This is a genomic window from Allobosea massiliensis, assembly GCF_042655245.1.
Taxonomy (GTDB): Bacteria; Pseudomonadota; Alphaproteobacteria; order Rhizobiales; family Beijerinckiaceae; genus Allobosea; species Allobosea massiliensis.
The window spans coordinates 1-709 of the sequence record NZ_JBHSLU010000162.1; the positions used below are offsets into that span (position 1 = coordinate 1).

Annotated in this window: 1 protein-coding gene; it reads right to left on the minus strand. The window is 60.6% G+C overall.

From position 1 onward, the window contains the following. Positions 1 to 395 (minus strand): hypothetical protein (locus ACFPN9_RS29605; protein ID WP_377818106.1); only part of this gene is annotated, 395 nt, incomplete at its 3' end. Positions 396 to 709 lie beyond the last annotated feature (314 nt).

The following is a 709-nucleotide window of genomic DNA, read 5'->3' on the forward strand; positions in this document are numbered from 1 at the left end:
ACGAAGCCGATCCCGAAACCGGCGAGATCATCGCCTGAGCAATCCCGGCAGCGCGATATGGCGAGGGCCCCGATCGGGGCCCTCGCCATATCCGCCGCTCCCCAACGCCAGTGGCCTGCTTTTACTCCGCCACGCTGGCCTGGAATCCGACCGCCGTTGACAACGGCGCCAGCCTCAACCCCTGGCTCCACAACCATCGTGACGATGCTCTCGGCGCTGACGTGGATTTCGACCGTGATGATGTCGTTAGCACCTCGCAGCCCGCGAATGATCCACTGGCGACCGAAAGCGTCGCCCTCGTCGAAGATGGACCACGTCGAGCAATTCACGGACAGCTGTCCGGGGCCGGGCTCCGGTGGCAATCCCTGGCCGCCTGCAATCTGGACTTCTGGCATGGTTTAGCTCCCTGGTCGCCCCAGCCGTCGTCAAGTTTGTTCTCTTTATGTTCCTTTTCTGTTATGCACGCAATCCCGGGGCGGCAGACAACGCACAGGGCAGCGCGACAGGCGCCACGATCGGAAGCGAACATCGGCAACCAAGATCGGCAAATGATTGCCCTTCTGCGCCGTAAGGGTATTGTTTCAAACAATATTCTTCCCGAGCGGATCCGGCTGCGGATTCCGATTCCGACCGGCCATCATTCCGATAATTGACCGGCCGGGATTCCGATAATTCTCCGGCCACCATTCCGATTAATGACCGGCCACCA